General features: G+C 56.4%; 20 protein-coding genes. 14 read left to right on the top strand and 6 right to left on the bottom strand.

Translation table 11 applies throughout. The features are described 5' to 3' along the window. Nucleotides 1-252: 252 nt before the first annotated feature. The 4 genes from QMZ18_RS26090 to ehuA all read left to right on the top strand — a co-directional run bounded on the left by QMZ18_RS26090 (nucleotide 253) and on the right by ehuA (nucleotide 3,469). Entirely contained in the window at nucleotides 253-1,107 is an 855-nt protein-coding gene (locus QMZ18_RS26090) for a transporter substrate-binding domain-containing protein (protein WP_282609311.1), read from the top strand. A gap of 174 nt (nucleotides 1,108-1,281) precedes the next feature. Further along, entirely contained in the window at nucleotides 1,282-1,947 is a 666-nt protein-coding gene (ehuC, locus tag QMZ18_RS26085; protein ID WP_282609310.1) for an ectoine/hydroxyectoine ABC transporter permease subunit EhuC, read from the top strand. Between the two features lie 18 nt (nucleotides 1,948-1,965). Beyond that, nucleotides 1,966-2,634 carry an ectoine/hydroxyectoine ABC transporter permease subunit EhuD gene (gene ehuD / locus QMZ18_RS26080; protein ID WP_282609309.1) on the top strand — a complete coding sequence of 223 codons (669 nt, stop codon included), beginning with the start codon at nucleotides 1,966-1,968 and terminating at the stop codon, nucleotides 2,632-2,634. A gap of 25 nt (nucleotides 2,635-2,659) precedes the next feature. Beyond that, complete coding sequence (gene ehuA, locus QMZ18_RS26075; RefSeq protein ID WP_282609308.1) at nucleotides 2,660-3,469, top strand: ectoine/hydroxyectoine ABC transporter ATP-binding protein EhuA; 810 nt, start codon at nucleotides 2,660-2,662, stop codon at nucleotides 3,467-3,469. A gap of 59 nt (nucleotides 3,470-3,528) precedes the next feature. On the opposite strand, the gene QMZ18_RS26070 is transcribed toward ehuA, so the two are convergent. Next, the gene (locus QMZ18_RS26070; RefSeq protein ID WP_282609408.1) at nucleotides 3,529-5,142 is read right to left on the bottom strand and encodes a peptide chain release factor 3; all 1,614 of its coding nucleotides are present in this window, start codon (nucleotides 5,140-5,142) and stop codon (nucleotides 3,529-3,531) included. 236 nt (nucleotides 5,143-5,378) lie between these two features. Between QMZ18_RS26070 and QMZ18_RS26065 the strand changes: the two genes are divergently transcribed. Then, on the top strand, nucleotides 5,379-6,044 hold the full coding sequence (locus QMZ18_RS26065; protein WP_282609307.1) for a class I SAM-dependent methyltransferase: 666 nt from the start codon (nucleotides 5,379-5,381) through the stop codon (nucleotides 6,042-6,044). Then, the gene (locus QMZ18_RS26060; RefSeq protein WP_282609306.1) at nucleotides 6,041-6,502 is read left to right on the top strand and encodes a DUF6882 domain-containing protein; all 462 of its coding nucleotides are present in this window, start codon (nucleotides 6,041-6,043) and stop codon (nucleotides 6,500-6,502) included. The genes QMZ18_RS26065 and QMZ18_RS26060 overlap by 4 nt, the downstream gene beginning before the upstream one ends. A 17-nt stretch (nucleotides 6,503-6,519) precedes the next feature. Here the strand turns inward: QMZ18_RS26060 and QMZ18_RS26055 are convergent, their stop codons facing one another. Continuing rightward, complete coding sequence (locus QMZ18_RS26055) at nucleotides 6,520-6,984, bottom strand: DUF192 domain-containing protein (protein ID WP_282609305.1); 465 nt, start codon at nucleotides 6,982-6,984, stop codon at nucleotides 6,520-6,522. Nucleotides 6,985-7,018: 34 nt separating this feature from the next. After that, entirely contained in the window at nucleotides 7,019-8,146 is a 1,128-nt protein-coding gene (locus tag QMZ18_RS26050; protein ID WP_282609304.1) for an acetoin utilization protein AcuC, read from the bottom strand. Between the two features lie 422 nt (nucleotides 8,147-8,568). Between QMZ18_RS26050 and QMZ18_RS26045 the strand changes: the two genes are divergently transcribed. The 8 genes from QMZ18_RS26045 (at nucleotide 8,569) to QMZ18_RS26010 (ending at nucleotide 14,353) form a co-directional block, all read left to right on the top strand. Then, entirely contained in the window at nucleotides 8,569-9,393 is an 825-nt protein-coding gene (locus tag QMZ18_RS26045; RefSeq protein ID WP_282609303.1) for an ABC transporter ATP-binding protein, read from the top strand. Further along, complete coding sequence (locus tag QMZ18_RS26040; protein WP_282609302.1) at nucleotides 9,390-10,136, top strand: ABC transporter permease; 747 nt, start codon at nucleotides 9,390-9,392, stop codon at nucleotides 10,134-10,136. The genes QMZ18_RS26045 and QMZ18_RS26040 overlap by 4 nt, the downstream gene beginning before the upstream one ends. 242 nt (nucleotides 10,137-10,378) lie before the next feature. After that, nucleotides 10,379-11,206 carry a universal stress protein gene (locus QMZ18_RS26035; RefSeq protein ID WP_282609301.1) on the top strand — a complete coding sequence of 276 codons (828 nt, stop codon included), beginning with the start codon at nucleotides 10,379-10,381 and terminating at the stop codon, nucleotides 11,204-11,206. Between the two features lie 12 nt (nucleotides 11,207-11,218). Further along, on the top strand, nucleotides 11,219-11,860 hold the full coding sequence (locus tag QMZ18_RS26030; protein ID WP_282609300.1) for a 1-acyl-sn-glycerol-3-phosphate acyltransferase: 642 nt from the start codon (nucleotides 11,219-11,221) through the stop codon (nucleotides 11,858-11,860). Beyond that, the gene (locus tag QMZ18_RS26025; RefSeq protein ID WP_282609299.1) at nucleotides 11,857-12,804 is read left to right on the top strand and encodes a phosphatidate cytidylyltransferase; all 948 of its coding nucleotides are present in this window, start codon (nucleotides 11,857-11,859) and stop codon (nucleotides 12,802-12,804) included. Before QMZ18_RS26030 ends, QMZ18_RS26025 begins: the two co-directional genes overlap by 4 nt. After that, entirely contained in the window at nucleotides 12,801-13,190 is a 390-nt protein-coding gene (locus tag QMZ18_RS26020) for a hypothetical protein (protein WP_282609298.1), read from the top strand. Before QMZ18_RS26025 ends, QMZ18_RS26020 begins: the two co-directional genes overlap by 4 nt. Before the next feature lie 3 nt (nucleotides 13,191-13,193). Beyond that, nucleotides 13,194-13,850, top strand: coding sequence for a CDP-alcohol phosphatidyltransferase family protein (locus QMZ18_RS26015; RefSeq protein WP_282609297.1), 657 nt, complete (start codon nucleotides 13,194-13,196; stop codon nucleotides 13,848-13,850). Further along, nucleotides 13,820-14,353 carry a GNAT family N-acetyltransferase gene (locus QMZ18_RS26010; protein WP_282609296.1) on the top strand — a complete coding sequence of 178 codons (534 nt, stop codon included), beginning with the start codon at nucleotides 13,820-13,822 and terminating at the stop codon, nucleotides 14,351-14,353. Before QMZ18_RS26015 ends, QMZ18_RS26010 begins: the two co-directional genes overlap by 31 nt. 21 nt (nucleotides 14,354-14,374) lie before the next feature. On the opposite strand, the gene QMZ18_RS26005 is transcribed toward QMZ18_RS26010, so the two are convergent. From QMZ18_RS26005 to QMZ18_RS25995, 3 genes are all read right to left on the bottom strand, one after another. Continuing rightward, nucleotides 14,375-14,806: a GFA family protein gene (locus tag QMZ18_RS26005; RefSeq protein WP_282609295.1), complete on the bottom strand. Its 432-nt coding sequence runs from the start codon at nucleotides 14,804-14,806 to the stop codon at nucleotides 14,375-14,377. After that, a complete protein-coding gene (locus QMZ18_RS26000; protein WP_282609294.1) occupies nucleotides 14,803-15,294 on the bottom strand; it encodes a MarR family winged helix-turn-helix transcriptional regulator in 492 nt (163 codons plus the stop codon). Before QMZ18_RS26000 ends, QMZ18_RS26005 begins: the two co-directional genes overlap by 4 nt. A 92-nt stretch (nucleotides 15,295-15,386) precedes the next feature. Next, on the bottom strand, nucleotides 15,387-16,604 hold the full coding sequence (locus tag QMZ18_RS25995) for a serine hydrolase (protein WP_282609293.1): 1,218 nt from the start codon (nucleotides 16,602-16,604) through the stop codon (nucleotides 15,387-15,389). Between the last annotated feature and the right edge of the window lie 133 nt (nucleotides 16,605-16,737).

Raw genomic sequence — 16,737 nt, 5'->3', positions numbered from 1 at the left:
AGGCGTAATCGAACGTTACAATGTTTTCGTCTTGAATATTTCCAAATATCGGATCGCGCAAACGAGCGTGATATGAAACATGACCTAACCACAACACCAAACGTTCTTTGATCCGAATGCTCTGTTCTTATCGTGGAAATATTGGGGTTGTTTCGTATTTTGGATTTGCAACTTTTGTAAGCCAAAATACGAAACACGCAAGAACAAGAGACCGGGCCAGGGGCAATCACGTAGAAACGGGGAGACCTAAGTATGAAAAAATTCATTAAATCACTATCCGCTGCCGCTATCTGCAGCGCCATCGTTGTTGGCGGCCCTGTGGCGTCGCAAGCAGATGAGCTGACCGATCGTATCGCTGCCGGCGAGCCCATTCGACTTGGCTTCGCAACCGCCATTCCCTGGGCCTATCCCGGCGACAACAAAGAGGCCCTGGGCTTCGTCAATGCCCTTACCCTGGTGGTGTTGGAAGAGATGGGCATCACAAAGCACGAAACTTCGGTAAACGAATGGGCCGGCCTGATTCCCGGACTACAGGCGGACCGGTACGATATCGTGACCGGCGGCATGTACATCCTTAAAAGCCGTTGCGAGAACATGAACTTCTCGGATCCGATTGGATTATTCGGCGACGCCTTTTTGGTTCCGGCCGGGAACCCGAAAAATATTCACACCTATCAAGACGTCATCAAGTCCGGCGCAAGACTTGTAACCGGTGCAGGTTTCAACACCGTGGAAGCCGCCAAGAAGGAAGGCGTTCCCGAAGATCAGATGATGCTGGTTGCCGGTGAAGTCGAAATCCTGGCCGCGATGAAGGCCGGCCGCGCCGATGCGGCAATCCAAACCTTCTTCGGTGCGCAGGAGCACGTCGAAAAGTCTGACGGAAAGTTTGAAGTAACGGATCCTGCAAAGCTGCCGAAATGGACTCAGAACTGGGTCGGCATCGGAATGCGTAAGGCCGACACAGATTTCCTCGCCGCTTTCAATACGGCCATGGCCAAGGTCATCGGCGGTGAAAAGTGGATGGCGGCGGTCGAGCCCTATGGCTACACCAAATATCAGCTGCCCGGTCCGGACGCTTCTACGGCATTTGCCTGCGCTAACAGGTAATCGGCCAAAGGCTTCGTGCCACTCGATAAAGAACGAAGCGGCAAGCTTGTTTGCCGCTTCGTTTTCTGCGCGCGGTTAACTGACGAAGGCCTGGGTGCTGACAGATCGTAAACAGGTCGATCTTGAGCCTAGGACTGTCTTGGATTTTCAGGACAGAAAGCGAGGGTGTCTTTTGTGTCCTATCTCGATTTTGTAATCGAATATCTCCCGAAGCTAGCGGGCGGAGCCTATATCACCGCCCTGCAATTAGTTTGCGCATCGGCCCTCGCCATCGTGGTGTCGCTGGTCTTTGGTTTAATGCGGCTGTCTCGGCTGGGTGTGACCAGGGGTATTGCGACAGTCTATATCGAATTTTTTAGAGGTACGTCCCTCTTGGTCCAGCTGTACTGGATTTACTATGTCCTGCCGCTCATGGGCATAAAACTAGGGGCGTTCGAATCCGGCTTCATTGCGATAGGTCTGAATTTCGGTGCCTACGGCGCCGAGATTGTGCGTGGCTCGATCGAAGCCGTTCCCAAGGGACAATGGGAGGCTGCCGTCGCACTTAATATGTCGCCAGGCCAGCGCATGCGCCGGATCATCATCCCGCAGACCTTTCCGATCCTGTTGCCACCTGCATCGAACCTGATGGTGGAGCTTCTCAAAGCGACGGCACTGGTTGCGCTTATCACCGTCGTTGATTTGATGTTCGTCGCGAAACAGATCAACGCGACCACCTGGCTGTCGGCTCAGACTTTCGGAACCGCCCTCATCGTCTACTACGCAATGGCCCGCTTTGTTCTCACGCCCTTTTTACGCTGGCTGGAAGTCCTGGCCGCGCGAAAAGTCGGTAAGGCCTAGAAGAAAAGGATACGAACCGTGGAATGGCGTTGGGATTTTACCATAGAGATTTTGCCCCGCATGCTGAGTGCCATGCTGAATACCCTGCTCGCCGCGGGTATCGGCTACACCATCGCGCTTGTCGTCGGGCTGATATTTTTGCTGGGGCAGAGAACCAAGTTCCGCCTCTGCAACTGGATTGTGCGGGAGTGTGTCGAGTTCATTCGCTCCACTCCCCTGATCGTTCAGCTGTTTTTTGTCTACTTTGTCGCCCCTCAGTTTGGTCTCGTACTGTCAGCCTGGGTCTCTGCAATGCTGACCATCGGTCTTCATTACGGAACCTATTTGTCGGAGGTTTACCGCGGCGGCCTGGAGGCCATTCCCCGCGGTCAATGGGAAGCCTGCAGGGCGCTCAACCTCAGTCCCGCGCGGACCTACTTTCGGGTGCTCATTCCCCAGGCGCTTCCCGCCAGCCTGCCGGGCATGGGGAACTATCTCGTGGGTATATTCAAGGACACGCCCATGCTCTCGACCATTGGCGTGGTCGAATTAATGCATACGGCGAATGCGCTCGGCGCTGAGACCTACCGTTACCTGGAACCCTATACAATGGTTGGCTTCATGTTCCTGATCATCTCTCTGCCTACAGCAGCCTGGTTGAGAAAGTTCGAAAGGTACGTGGGCCGTTCCATGGGTATCACGAAATGAATTCTGTGTTTGAAGGTGAGATTAAATGAGTACGCAAAATCATCCCCTGGAACTCCCCGAAGGAAGCCCGCTCGTGCGCTTTTCAGGGGTCACAAAACGCTATGGGGATCTGACGGTACTGGACAATCTCGACCTCGATGTCGGCGCCCACGAAATGGTTTCAGTCATCGGGCCTTCGGGTTCCGGAAAAACCACCGTGCTGCGTATGCTGATGACGCTGGAAAAGATCGATGAAGGCGTCATCTATGTGGACGGAAAGCCGCTCAGTCATATGGAGCGAAACGGGCAACTGGAGTTCGCCAACGAGAAGTACCTGCGTACGCAGCGCACCAACATCGGCATGGTCTTTCAGCAGTTTAACCTGTTTCCCCACATGACAGCGCTTGAGAATTGTATTGAAGCCCCGATAAACGTTCTTGGGATGAAACGCGATGAGGCGGAAGAACGTGCCCTAAACCTGCTCGATATGGTTGGGATGTTGGAGAAGAAGGATCAGCATCCGACGCGGCTTTCCGGCGGTCAGCAGCAGCGCGTCGCGATTGCCCGTGCGCTTGCCATGCGCCCGAAGGTCATGCTGTTGGACGAAGTGACCTCAGCCCTGGACCCGGAGGTTATCGGCGAAGTCTTGAACGTCATCCGGGCGCTCAACAGCGAACATAAGCTCACCATGCTGATGGTGACCCATCAAATGGGTTTTGCTCGGGAGATTTCAGACCGGGTTTGTTTTTTCTACGAAGGCAAGATCGCCGAGCAGGGTACGCCCGATCAGATTTTCAACGATCCGCAGAACGAACGAACAAAGCAGTTTCTGAGCGCTGTGCTGGACGCCAACTGAATTCAGGGCGTTACTAATCAAAGGGCGTTACTGATCGCGGGTGTTGAATCCAGCTTGTCTTACGAACGTTCGCGGGTTGCCGTAAACTTCAGTTTCGGCCAATCCTCAATCGCGCGGTTCAGATCCCAGCTATTGCGGGCCATGTAGACCGGCGCACCGTCACGATCCTCGGCCGCACTGCTCTGATGACGATCCAGGAAGCGTTTGAGTTCTGCCGGATCTTCGGCGTCGACCCAGCGAGCCGAGTAAAAGGGCGCGGCTTCGAAGCCGACTTTGATGCCGTACTCGCTTTCGATCCGGGTTGCGAGAACGTCGATCTGCAATTGCCCAACCACGCCGACAATCCAGTCGGCGCCGATTAGAGGGCGGAAAACCTGTGTAACGCCCTCTTCCGCCAGACTCTCAAGCGCCTTGCGCAGGTGTTTCGCCTTCATAGGATCGTCCAAGCGCACACGGCGCAGGATTTCCGGTGCGAAGTTGGGAATGCCTGTAAAGCGTAGGTTCTCGCCTTCGGTCAAAGTGTCGCCAACTCTCAGCGTGCCGTGGTTGGGAACCCCGATGATATCGCCCGGCCAGGCTTCCTCGGCCAGTTCGCGGCTTTGGGCAAAGAAAAGGATCGGATTGTAAATACCGATCGACTTGCCGGTCCGGACCTGGTGCATCTTGATTCCGCGCTTAAACTTACCGGAACAAAGGCGCATGAAAGCGATCCGGTCCCGATGGTTCGGATCCATATTGGCCTGGACCTTGAAGACGAACCCGGTCACAGGTTTTTCGCCCGGCTCGATCTCGCGCGCATCCGTCGGCTGTGGCCGTGGCGACGGTGCAAAGTCAACCACGGCGTCGAGCAGTTGCTTGATACCGAAGGATCTAAGGGCCGAGCCAAAGAAGACAGGCGTTAGGTGGCCGGCGCGATAGCTCTCCAGATCGAACTCGGGACAGGCCGCCTGGACCAGTTCAATCTCTTCGCGGGCCTGTGCCAGTTGATCCTCGGGCAAAGCGGCATCGAGCCTGGAATCGTCCAGAGGCGCATCGATTACGTCGGTAAGTTCGCTTGAGTCCTTGGCGCCGTCGAACAGCATCATTTTCTGTTCGCGCATGTCGTAGCAACCGCGGAAAATTCCGCCCATGCCGACCGGCCAGGACATCGGTGTGGTGTCCAGGGCCAGGATCTCGGAAATCTCGTCCAGGATTTCGAAGTTGTCGCGCGCTTCCCGGTCCATCTTGTTAATGAAGGTGATGATCGGTACGTCGCGCAGACGGCAGACCTCGAAGAGTTTACGGGTCTGAGCCTCGATGCCCTTGGCGCCGTCAATGACCATGATCGCGGAATCGACCGCCGTCAGGGTGCGGTAGGTGTCTTCACTGAAGTCTTCATGGCCCGGCGTGTCGAGCAGGTTGAAGGTCACATCGCGGTACTCGAAGGTCATGACCGAAGTGGTTACCGAAATGCCCCGGGACTGCTCGATCTTCATCCAGTCGGAACGGGCCCGCCGTCCCTCACCCTTGGCCTTCACCTGGCCGGCGAGGTGGATCGCGCCTCCCATCAGCAGCAGCTTTTCGGTCAGCGTGGTTTTACCGGCGTCCGGGTGCGCGATAATGGCAAAGGTACGCCGCTTGCCTGCCGCCTCGCCGATGCTGACCGTCCCCGCTTCAGCGGGCGTAACCGCCATGTCGTTCATAGACAAATTCTGCTCCGTTGCTTCGGTTCTCAGCCAACCATAGAGGGGCGAACCGTCAATTCGGCCCTTCTATGACCCGAAACCGCCGGAAATTCAAACAATGAAGGCCGTCTCCAGATCTTTGTAGCGCGTAAATCCTCGAATTCCCTTATCAGTCCTCCATACCTGCTTTAACCTTTACGCAAAAGGTTAAGGTTCGGCTCACACCGTTTCGGGATTACAGCTTCATGTCGACACGCTCCATTGGTCTTGATGACAGTCTTTACAGATATCTGCTCACTGTTTCTCTGCGTGAACCGGATCTTTTTGCCCGCCTGCGCCAGGCGACGGAAAACATGCCGGAGGCCGGTATGCAGATCAGCCCCGAGCAGGGTCAGTTCATGCAGTTGCTGGTCAAGCTGATCGGCGCCCGGAAAACACTGGAAATCGGTACCTTCACCGGCTACAGCGCGCTTGCGGTGGCCAGCGTCCTGCCCGAAGACGGCAAGCTGGTCGCCTGTGACGTCAGCGAGACGTTCACCTCGGTTGGCCAGCCCTTCTGGAAAGAAGCAGGTGTTGCCGGAAAGATCGACCTGCGGATTGGACCGGCGGTCGATAGTCTCGATAGTTTGTTGGCAAACGGCCAGGAAGCCAGTTACGACTTTGCTTTCATCGATGCCGATAAAACCAACTATGCAAGCTATTACGAACGCTGCCTGAAGCTGGTTCGTCCGGGTGGTTTGATTGCGATCGACAATGTGCTCTGGGGTGGTTCGGTCGTGAATGAAGACGACAACAGCGACGACACCCGGGCTATTCGGGCACTGAACGCAGTGCTGAAGGAAGATACGCGCGTCGACCTCTCGCTGGTGCCAATCGGAGACGGCCTGACATTGGCAAGGAAATGCACATGACTTGGTCTCAGGAGCAGATCAACAGCTTTGCTTCCGAAGCCTGGGAAGGGCTGGAAAGTGCTCAAACCCAGTTGGAACGCAATTTCGATCTCGAGGGCCGTCACTGGCACATGGACCAGGAAAGCGCCACAGTCACCCTTTCCGCCGAAGGTAAAGCGCCGCTGACCTTCGACGCCATTGCCATCGGGTCGCTGTCCAATAACAGTTGGATGTGGGGTTGGGCGAATGAGTCCATCCTGGAGACCTTTTCCGCCGAAACCGCAAAGCTGAAACAGCTGACCGAAAGCTCAGGCTTGAAATTCTTTGCCCAACCGGTGTGGGACGACGCTGTTGAAGATGATGCCTGGAACGCGGCGGCCATCGCCTTAAAGGTCCTTGGCGGCGTCGGGATTTACCGCTGTCCCGTCACAGAGGAGTCCAGCCTTTTTGTGCTGCTGCGCGAACGCTTCAGCGCGTAAGGACTGTCTGCGCTGCATCAAAAACTCGAATGCTCTACACGGTCGCCGGTCTTGATGCCCAGCCGCGAGACGGTGCCGCCGTTCAGTTCGAGAACCCCGGTGATCGCTTCACCCGCAGGAATGCGTTTGTGCGATTGCGGGACCGTGCGCTCGACGATCTTCACGATGCGCCCATCCGCCTTTATGAACAGCATATCGAGCGGTAGGAAGGTGTTCTGCATCCACATGACGGCTTCGCGCGATGGCTTGTAGATGAACAGCATACCGGCGTCTGCCGGCATTTGACGCCGGAACATCAGGCCTTGTGCCTGCTGCTTGGGATCGACGGCCAACTCAATGTCGAAAATATGTTCAGTTCCTTCCTCCGTCACGATGGTCAATTCGTCCCGTTCGAAACTGGCAAGGCCGCTTTGCGCCGAAGCCGCCGAGGCGGTGAACGAAAAGATGGTGATCAGAATCAGGCGGCAGAGCGAACGGGTCATCGTAAAATCCAGGCAGGTTGGCTTATCCTTCAACCTAGGGTCTCAAGACCTCGGCGACAATATCCCTGATCTCCGGGCGGACCGGTCCCGGCCGTGCCGGATCCAGTAACGTGGTCATCCAATAATCCGGTGGATTGCGTCCTTTGCTGTGCCGCCAGCTCAGTGCACGCAGTATCTCGATGGCGGGATCAGGCAGACGGTCTGGAATATCGTAACCATTGAGCACAGCCCAAATCCCCGCCCAACAACGCCCAACCGACCAGGGATTATATCCGCCGCCACCAAGCACGATAAATTTACCTGCTCTGCCCAAAAGCCTGCCCGCCACGCGCCAAAGCGCCCCGTTCGACAGGTCCAGACGGCTCATGGGGTCATCCGCCAGGCCGTCGGCACCGCACTGCAGGACAATCGTGTCCGGCCCGAACTCGTCCAATAAAGGCAGAACACAGGCCTCCATGATGTAATCCATCTCACTGTCGTTGAAGTCCGCCGGGACCGGTAGATTTCTCGCCATGCCGCCGGCACGGTCTTCTAGCGTGCCTGATCCATTGCTTTCCCTGGCGTTCATTGGCCAGCGACCATTTTCGTGAACGGAAAGGGTCATGACGTTGCCGCGCTCACCAAAGGCGTCCTGCACACCGTCGCCATGATGGGCATCGACGTCCAGATAGAACACCCGTTCGGCTCCCTTATCCAAGAGTTCGAGAATGCAAAGAGCAGGATCGTTGAAAAAGCAGAAACCGCTGGCGTGGTCAGGGCGCCCATGATGCGTACCGCCGGCAGGATTGTAGACAACACCCGCGTTCGCGACGAGCTGGGCAGCCAGAATCGAACCGCCTGAAGCCGTTGCCGGACGGCGAAAGACTTCTGAGAAGATCGGATTGCCGTTGCGTCCAAGATTGAAGGTCTCGCGCTCTTCTGCGCTTAAGGTCTGGTCGGCCTCTGCCCTTTTGAGCGCGGCGATATAGTCCGGTGTGTGGAAACGCGCCAGCTGTTCATCCGTGGCAAGCGGAGAATCATGGTACTGCCGGTCCGGCAGCCAGCCCATTGCACGGCAGAGATCGATACAGGTGGAGACGCGCGGGATCGCAAGCGGGTGACGCATGCCATATGTTGAACGCCGGTAGATCTCACTGCCGATGAATTGCGGTTCTCGCGTCAAAGACTTGTACCTACGCCCTTTCGGGGCATTTTCCATACCTCACGCACCAGCTTGCCGCACCCTGGATCGGCTGCCATAGTCGGCCAATACTGAATAGCCTAAGCGCGGCCTGCTCAAGGTCAAGCGCCGGAGCCCTACCCTGCGGAGCAGTTATGCCAAGGAGCGTCGATAATGACTCATAGAGGCGTCTTTACGCGTCTTTCGGATAGGAGCGTGCGGCGCAGCGATGCTGGGCATCGGAAGCCGCGCGGGACGCAGTCCGAAAGTCGTGCAAAGTCGCCGTTTCAGTTGACTACAGGAACCTACAGAGGGCGTCGAAAGATCTGGCCGATGCTCTGCATCGCCTGCGTCCCTTCTCCTACCCGAAGCCCCCTGTAAACAATCTCTATGCGTCATTATCAACGCTCCTTGGTATTAAACTTGTGACCGACGTTTCCGCCCCTTCCAACAACGTACAGAATGCCATTTCTGGAATCAGTCTGCGCAGCGCGAGTCTGAGCTACGAGGGCAAAGTCGTTTTCGAAGACCTGGACCTCGACCTCCCAGTTGGACACATGACCTGCTTGTTGGGGCCATCAGGTGTCGGCAAGTCCAGTTTGCTGCGGTACATCGCCGGCTTAAGCGGCAACGGTGCAGAGGCAACGGTTTCGGGCCGGTTGCTATTCAACGGTACCGAGGGCTCCAAGGCGGATGTCGCCTATCTGGCACAGCAGGACCTTTTGCTCCCCTGGTTGAACGTCCTGGACAATGTGATGCTAGGCAGCCGGCTGCGCGGCGTGCGTCCCGATTGTGGCCGCGCGAGCGCTCTGCTGGAACGCGTCGGTCTGCGCGGACAGGAAAAAAGCAGACCTGCCAGCCTTTCCGGCGGAATGCGCCAACGGGTGGCACTGGCGCGGACCTTGATGGAAGACCGCCCGATTGTTCTGATGGATGAGCCCTTTTCCGCACTCGATGCCATCACGCGTTTCGAGCTTCAGGAACTCGCGTCGAGCCTGCTTGCCGGGAAAACAACACTTCTGGTTACGCACGACCCCCTTGAGGCTTTGCGCATTGGCCACCGGTTATTGTTACTGACAGGCTCACCAGCGCGCTTTGAAACCCCGATCGACCCGCCGAGCGAACCGTTGCGCGATGCAGGTACTGTCGAAGTTGCAGCATTGCAGGCCGCTATCATGGAGCGGCTGACCGCGGCAAAGCATCAGGCACGAGCCGCTTCGTCGAATGCGCAAATTCAGGCCGGTCAATGAAGCTGCTGCGCCCCGTCATCATCTTTTTGGGTCTTCTCGTTGTCTGGCAGCTGTTGGTCAGCATTACCGGCGTTGCAGCCTTTATCCTCCCTGCCCCGCTTTCGGTTCTGTCGGCGTTGTTTGCGCAATGGCCCCTGCTTTTGTCGCACGCGGGCGTGACCATATCCGAAATTCTACTTGGTCTTGGCCTGGGGATGCTTCTTGGTTGTTCCTCTGCCCTGGTCATCGCCAATTTTCGAAGCGCAAGACTATGGATTTTGCCGGTCCTGGTGGTGAGCCAGGCCATTCCGGTTTTTGCTCTCGCGCCGATCCTGGTGCTGTGGCTCGGCTACGGCCTGGCCTCCAAGGTCGCGATGGCGACGTTGATCATCTATTTTCCCGTCACGGTCGCCTTTTACGACGGTTTGCGGCGAACCGAACCCGGGTGGCTTGACCTCGCTCAAGTCATGGGTGGTTCGCGTTGGCGCACCCTGACCCAAATCCGCATTCCTGCGGCCCTTCCGGCCCTTGCGTCAGGCCTCCGGGTTGCAGCGTCCGTTGCCCCAATTGGCGCCATTGTCGGCGAATGGGTCGGCTCGAGTGCCGGGTTGGGTTACCTGATGCTGCACGCAAACGCGCGCCTGCAGGTTGACGTCATGTTCGCTGCACTCCTTGTTCTCGCACTCTTTGCGGTTTGTCTCTACTTCTCCATCGACCGTGGTCTTCGGCTTTTAATCCCATGGCAAGCGGATAAAACGCTCTAAAGGCGCGTTCGCCCGCAGACTACGGACAGGTTGCGTCAAGCTTCGTCGCTCGTTAGCTTGCTTTAGGCGGTAATCAGATAGGTAAGCGATCACCGGCATAGAGTGCGATCATACTTGACGAAATTAATCGAGAAGATGACTCGCCCTCTAACGACATGAGATAGAGAATGAATTGTGTGTTTCGCCGATCCAGCGAACGACGATCAGACTCTAAAGGATAGTCCTGCGTAAGAGGGAAGAAGATGACTGTAAAGACGATCCTGGTGCATCTCGCCGATGATGAAGAACACCTGAAACGCCTAGAGGTCGCCCTGACGCTCGCGGAGGAACGCAAGGCACATGTAACGGCATTGTTCATCACCACACCGATCGGCATGCCGGCAGAGATCACTGGGCGCGGTGCGTCGGCTGCCTATCTTTCAGAAGCAACGGCCCAGGCCCGTAAAACGGCAGAGGCTTTGGAAGAAGAGTTTGATGCGCGCTGCGAACGCAGCAATATTGAATACAGCTGGATCACCACCGAAGGCGATCATCTGGACCTGCTCGCCAGACATGCCCATGCGGCAGATCTGGTTATCGCCAGTCAGCCGACTTACGACAGCCTGGAGGACCGGCTCCGGATGCGTTTGCCGGAAGAGCTTGCGCTGCATAGCGGCCTGCCGGTTCTCGTTCTTCCCCGCGATGAAAACATCGAGACCATTGGAAAACGTATCCTGGTGGCCTGGAAGGATACCCGTGAAACGGTCAGGGCCGTCCGCGACAATATGTCATTGCTGATTGGTGCCGATAAAGTCTTTGTGCTGACCGTGGCTCCCGACGCCTACGATGCGTTGTCACTGCACGAAGTCGCAAAGTATCTTGAGCGTCACGGCGTTAATGTGGACACACAGAATATCGCGAACTATGAGGAATCCGTTGGCCAGACAATCCTGGATGTGGCTGATAGCTGCGACGTGGATCTCATTGTCATCGGTGCCCACGGGCATTCGCGCCTGCGGGAGCTGATCATGGGCAGCGTCACCGATCACATACTCAAGACCACCGAACGTCCTGTCGTCATTTCCCACTAGTGCGCTAAGACGATGAGCCTCTTGGCACGCCTCGTCGGCACGGCCATTGTTCTCTTCGCCCGTTTTATCACGGCCGTCCGCGGTATCTGGCTGGGCGTCGAGCCCACTGCAAAGCAGCGGATTTACTTCGCTAATCATGCAAGTCATGGCGATTTCATCCTGATCTGGACGGTTTTGCCGTTTCGGTTACGCCGCACGGCGCGGCCTGTTGCCGGTGCGGATTATTGGCTCAAATCCACTCTCAAGCGCTTTATCGGCCGGAATGTGTTTAACGCCGTGCTGATCGACCGGGACCGGGAAACCAGGACAGGTGATCCCATTGAGACCATGGCAGAAGCACTCGACGGCGGCGCATCGCTCATTCTGTTCCCCGAAGGAACACGCAACGAAACGGCTGAGCCGCTTCTGCCCTTCAAAGCGGGCCTCTATCATCTAGCCAAAGCCCGTCCCGCTGTTGAGATGGTCCCCGTGTGGATCGAGAACCTCAACAGGGTCATGCCAAAGGGTGAGTTGGTTCCCATCCCCCTGATTTGCACCGTGACCTTTGGCGGGCCCCTTCGTGTCGCCGTGGAAGAAAGCAAGGCGGATTTCATTGCCCGCGCCGAGTCGGCTCTCCTGTCGCTCTCGCCTGATACGGAAGGAAGCCGCAAATGACCGGCTTCCATTCGGATCTCATGATGCTTCTTGGCGGCATCGGCACCATCCTTGTGATTGCTTCTGCAATCGGCTACGTCCTGCAGCGACGCCTGTCACCTGATGGCTCAAACAGCGTTATCGAGAACCTCAACGCCCGGATCCAGGCCTGGTGGGTTATGGTCATTTTCATGGGCATCGCCTTCCTCGGTGGTCGGACCGGCGTCATGCTGCTCTTCGCGTTTTGCTCCTTTGCGGCCCTACGGGAGTTCGCGACACTGACAAACACCCGCCGCGCAGATCATTGGGCACTTGCCAGCGCGTTCTTCGTGGTTCTACCGATCCAGTACGGACTTATCTGGATCGACTGGTACGGCCTCTATTCGATCTTCATCCCGGTTTACGCCTTTCTGCTGATGCCCATCGTCGCAGCCCTGCGAGGTGACACCGAGAACTACCTGGACCGGGTCGCCGAAACGCAATGGGCTTTGATGATCTGCGTTTTCTGCGCTTCTCACGTTCCGGCTCTGCTCAGCCTGGACATCCCCGGTTACGAAGGACGGAACGTTTTGCTCATCGCGTTTCTGATCGTCGTGGTCCAGTCGAGCGACGTTCTGCAGTACGTCTGGGGTAAGCTCTATGGCCGCCGGAAAATCGCGCCGGAACTCTCACCGTCGAAAACCTTGGAAGGCTTTGTGGGCGGTATTCTCAGCGCCATGCTGGTCGGCGCCGCGCTCTGGTGGATTACGCCTTTTTCCTTTTTTCAGGCGGCGTTGCTGTCGTTGGTGATCGCTTTGATGGGTTTTTTCGGTGGCCTTGTCATGTCAGCGATTAAACGCGACCGCGGTATCAAGGACTGGGGACACTTGATTGCCGGGCATGGCGGATTTATCGACCGGCTCGATTCAGTGGTCTTTTCGGCGCCAATCTTCTTCCACCTTGTCCGCTATTGGTGGGTGCCTTGAACGCCCTCATACGGCGAGTTGCCGGCCATAGTGTTACGCACGTTCTCTTCGCCTTTGTAGGAATGGGAAGTTGGGCTGTCTTTTCCAATCGTGCGCATCCCATGCCCGAGCCTGTGGTCGCGGGTGTTGTGCAGGGCACTCTGTCAGCCTGTCTCACATTAACGTTAAAAACGATCATCGACCGCCTCGCCGCACGCTTTTCAGGCTCAAAACGTTTGTGGTTACCGCCTTTGATTGCCAGCAGCGTGTCGGCCTGCGTTCTCCTTGCCATCCATAAAGCGAGTGGAACACCAGAGATTCTGGCAACGATCTCGTTGCCCATGACCGTCGCGACAAGTTACGCGGTGATCTACAACTATTCCCGGCAAACCGCTCGGAGACCCTAAGATATGGCTGAAAATCAGTCGCGACGTCCGCTGGCCAGCCGCGATACCAGCTGGGCAAAGCGCCTGGCACAGGCATTGGCCAAGACCTCGCTGTCCCCCAATCAGGTATCTCAGGGCAGTATGCTGGCGGCCGCTATTGCAGGTGCCGCCTTCTGGACTTCCGGCCAAGTCGATGCAAACGCCACACGCGCAATTCTGCTGATATCTGCAGCCGTCTTTTGCCAGTTGCGGCTGCTTTGCAACCTCTTCGACGGCATGCTCGCCATTGAGGCCGGAAAAAGCGCGCCCGACGGCGCCTTTTGGAACGAATTTCCGGATCGTATTGCCGACATTCTAATTCTGGTCGGTGTCGGATACGGCGTTGGCGAACCGGCCCTGGGTTGGGCTGCGGCGGCTTTCGCGGTTCTGACTGCTTATGTGCGGGAGTTGGGTGGAGCCAACGGAATGCCGGCAGATTTTTGCGGCCCCATGGCAAAGCCCCACCGCATGGCAGCTATTACGCTTGCAGCGGTTCTTGCGGCGTTCGAGCCCTTATGGAATGGCCAGAATGAAGTTCTAATGATCGCATTGTGGCTCGTTGCCATCGGCGCCTGTGTTACGTCGCTGCGCCGGGCGGCACGTTTAAGAGCATGGCTGATGAGCAAACAGGCAGCGGAGTAACGGTCGAGTTGATGAATATCCGAATCTTGCCCTACGCGGACGAACATCTCTTGGGCGTGCGCGATCTTATCCTGCCGATACAACAAGACGAATTCGCTATTCCAATCACCTACGAAGATCAACCTGACCTGCAGAATATTGCCAGCACCTACCGCAAAGGCTGTGGTGAATTCTGGGTGGCCTTGGATGGCAGCGATGTCGTGGGTTCGATCGCCTTAATCGACTTCGGTCAACGCCAGGCTGCACTCCGAAAGATGTTCGTGAAGCAGGCTTACCGAGGCAGAGAAGTAGGTGTCGCCACTAAATTACTGGAGACACTCCTGTCCCATGCGCGGCACAAGAACCTCGACGAAGTTTATCTGGGCACGACAAGCAGCTTCCTTGCCGCGCATCGCTTCTATGAGAAGACAGGTTTTGATCTCTTCGATGAAGCTGACCTGCCCGCAGCTTTTCCAAAGATGGCCGTGGACACGCGCTTCTATCGCTATCTGCTCACCAGATGACCTCCTGAATCTCGACACCTCCTAGTTTGCGGTGCCAGGGTCAATATCGGGATTCTTTTCCCGGCTGGGCAGGTCTGGATCAATCCGGTGCCAGGGTTGCGCCGATGACGTCCAAATACTGCCTTCGGATTCAAAGCAACTTGGGTCGTCGAGAACGCCGGCCTTAATCGCCCGAAACTGCGGATGCGCGCCGTTGTGCGATATGAGATGTACACCGCACTGAGGGCAAAAATGGCGATAAACATCCACACCGCTGTCGCTCTTTAGGGTGAAGGCCTTCATCTCACCCTGTTTCACGGTCAGCGCATCGGCAGGGAACATCATCCCGTATGCTGCAGCACCACCGGAAACATACTGGCAGTCGCGGCAGTAACAGGCGCCGGCAACAATCGGCTCACCTCTGACTTCGAACCGCACGGCGCCGCAGAGGCATCCACCTTCACGAATCGTCATATCGTCTCCTTACTGTCCTTGAGCGTTTCGGCTTGCGCGTTGTGGGCACTAAATGCCCGCGTCATAGCAATCATCACAGAACGCGCGGTCTCGATATCGGCGGCATTCAGAGTTTTTGCAATCGGCGCCATAACTTCGGCTTCGCGTTCTTTGATTCGAGTGATCATGGCGTTCCCCTCAGGCGTCAAACTGAGCAGTAACGAACGCTTATGCGCAACATTTTCGTTCCGTTTGATAAGCCCGAGCGTGATTAACTCGTTAGCGATTTTCTGAATGAACTGACGTGGAGCCATCAAACGCCGCCCGATTGCCGGTACCGTTTCCGCACCATGATCCAGAAGCTGTTCCAAGATGGCGCGTTGCGAGACGGTGATGCCCGTTTTTGCTAACTCTAATGCAACAGAAGCCTCGAGAGTCTTGTATAGAGGACGCACCTGTCGAATGACATCGTACAGCGCATCAACCGTTAGTTTTGTCGGAACTTTCATGACATCTAATATGTCATTATGACATTTAAGATGTCAATAAATCACTTCCGCAATTTAGATGACGCCTCGCGGTACCACAGGCGGTGCGGCCGCTACAAAAGAACAGCGGGTAGAATGTAGCGGTCCAAAATCTTCCATGGCTGTGCGTGGCCGGCCGGTTTGCCATAATGACTGCCCGTGAAGACGACAACCAACTGCAGGTTTGGATAGACGAATATCTTCTGGCCGCCGTTGCCACTCGCCAAATACAGGTCGAGTTTCGCGTCCTCACCAGGCAGTGTCCTCCGGGTCCACCACTGATAACCGTACCCTCTCCGGCTTGATTTAACCCTTGGTTTGTCAGGACGAGTGGAGGCGACATGTTTCCGTGTTGATTCCCTCACCCAATGCTCGGAAATTATGCGCTGACCGAGCCAGGTCCCGTGGTTTAGGTAGAGTTGACCAAATTTCAGCATGTCTCTCGGGCGCAGGAAGATTCCACTGTTAGTGGCCACCTGCCCGCTTTGCGTTATGGACCAGCAGTAATCGGTCACACCCAAAGGGGCGAAGAGATGCTTTTTGGCGAACGACGGTAAAGGTTCGCCTGCTGCCTGCGCGACTACGCCGCCAACGAGAACAGCTGTCGGCGAGTTATAAGAAAACCGTGTACCGGGTTCCCAGGCTGCCGGCATGTCGAGAGCGTAGCGATACCAGTCGGATGTGCGTCGCATTTCATCGGTCCGCCTGGGACCGATGCCCCAGTTCTCCTCGGCTTCGAATCCCGGGGTCATGGTTAGGAGATGCCTGAGGGTGATGCGATCCTTCTTTTCGCGATCGGTTTGAATGTGCGGCCAATGGTCGGGAAAGAACTGAGATACAGGCTGATCAACGTCTGTGATCAGCCCCCTGTCAACCGCGATGCCCGCCAATGCGGAACCTAAGCTTTTGGAGACCGATTGAGTATCGTGAGTGCTGTCCCGACCAAAGCCATTGAAATAAGCTTCGAAGATCAGCTTGCCGTTTCGCGCAATCAGAACGCTGTCAATCTTCGTGAATTCACCGGCTTTAATGTCGCCGAGCATTTGTCCCACGAGTTGGGGATTTACACCCTCAGCCTCCAGGTTCGATACGGGCCATCCGTCATCCTCCGCATCTGGTGGCTTAGCCATTGGATGATAGAGCGCGGGTCCGTCGGAGGGTTCCTCGGCATTGGAACCAGGCGGTTCGCACAGCTGGGTGGTCCCCTGATGGCGGGAACAGGCGCTAAGACCGATGATCAGCAGTAAAACTAAAAGCCGGCGAAATAGACCGATGAAAGAATGGCTAATCACCTTGTCATATTCCAAAACCTCCACACTGACCATGTTTAGGGGCATCAGATCAACGGCAATCTAGCACGCAGATCCAGTCGTGTCCGTTCCGTATCTGTCTCGTCTGAGAAGTGTTTTTCAACAGACGCGGGAA

Origin of the sequence: Pelagibius sp. Alg239-R121 (assembly GCF_947331435.1) — a bacterium.
Taxonomy (GTDB): Bacteria; Pseudomonadota; Alphaproteobacteria; order Kiloniellales; family Kiloniellaceae; genus Denitrobaculum.
Note: the sequence above shows the minus strand (reverse complement) of the source record. Positions and strands in the feature narration are given on the sequence as shown.

Coding starts and splice junctions, on each gene's coding strand:
- QMZ18_RS26000 (WP_282609294.1), bottom strand. CDS start 15,294: ATGAAAGTTCCGACAAAACTAACGGTTGATGCGCTGTACGATGTCATT.
- QMZ18_RS26060 (WP_282609306.1), top strand. CDS start 6,041: ATGACTTGGTCTCAGGAGCAGATCAACAGCTTTGCTTCCGAAGCCTGG.
- ehuA (WP_282609308.1), top strand. CDS start 2,660: ATGAGTACGCAAAATCATCCCCTGGAACTCCCCGAAGGAAGCCCGCTC.
- QMZ18_RS26010 (WP_282609296.1), top strand. CDS start 13,820: ATGGCTGATGAGCAAACAGGCAGCGGAGTAACGGTCGAGTTGATGAAT.
- QMZ18_RS26040 (WP_282609302.1), top strand. CDS start 9,390: ATGAAGCTGCTGCGCCCCGTCATCATCTTTTTGGGTCTTCTCGTTGTC.
- QMZ18_RS26090 (WP_282609311.1), top strand. CDS start 253: ATGAAAAAATTCATTAAATCACTATCCGCTGCCGCTATCTGCAGCGCC.
- QMZ18_RS26035 (WP_282609301.1), top strand. CDS start 10,379: ATGACTGTAAAGACGATCCTGGTGCATCTCGCCGATGATGAAGAACAC.
- QMZ18_RS26055 (WP_282609305.1), bottom strand. CDS start 6,984: ATGACCCGTTCGCTCTGCCGCCTGATTCTGATCACCATCTTTTCGTTC.
- QMZ18_RS26015 (WP_282609297.1), top strand. CDS start 13,194: ATGGCTGAAAATCAGTCGCGACGTCCGCTGGCCAGCCGCGATACCAGC.
- QMZ18_RS26025 (WP_282609299.1), top strand. CDS start 11,857: ATGACCGGCTTCCATTCGGATCTCATGATGCTTCTTGGCGGCATCGGC.
- QMZ18_RS26070 (WP_282609408.1), bottom strand. CDS start 5,142: ATGGCGGTTACGCCCGCTGAAGCGGGGACGGTCAGCATCGGCGAGGCG.
- QMZ18_RS26030 (WP_282609300.1), top strand. CDS start 11,219: ATGAGCCTCTTGGCACGCCTCGTCGGCACGGCCATTGTTCTCTTCGCC.
- QMZ18_RS26065 (WP_282609307.1), top strand. CDS start 5,379: ATGTCGACACGCTCCATTGGTCTTGATGACAGTCTTTACAGATATCTG.
- QMZ18_RS26005 (WP_282609295.1), bottom strand. CDS start 14,806: ATGACGATTCGTGAAGGTGGATGCCTCTGCGGCGCCGTGCGGTTCGAA.